1 pseudogene is annotated in these 245 nt (G+C 50.2%); it reads right to left on the bottom strand.

The features are described from left to right. Positions 1-64: 64 nt before the first annotated feature. Positions 65-245: pseudogene (locus A372_RS32725) on the bottom strand (ATP phosphoribosyltransferase); the annotation flags it as partial.

Genomic DNA, 245 nt, shown 5'->3' with positions numbered 1-245 from the left:
CATTTGCTCATTCCCCCTACCTGCTGCTTGCTTGCAGAATGTCCTGACCCGTTGCTCCGTTCCTTTAATCCTTCGGTACTACTTCAGTTGGGATCACCTGATGCAATCGATCACACAATGCCTGAATCGGACCATTTTTCATCCGGTAACTGACCCGGTTGGCAATCAAACGACTGGGAATATCCAGTATGCTAATCTGCTCAACCAATCCGTTCTCCCGCAAGGTCTGTCCCGTCTCCCCCATA

It is taken from the genome of Paenibacillus sp. OSY-SE (assembly GCF_000283315.1).
GTDB lineage: Bacteria > Bacillota > Bacilli > Paenibacillales > Paenibacillaceae > Paenibacillus_B > Paenibacillus_B profundus.
The sequence above is the reverse complement of the archived record's forward strand: the minus strand, read 5'-3'. Positions and strand labels throughout refer to the sequence as shown.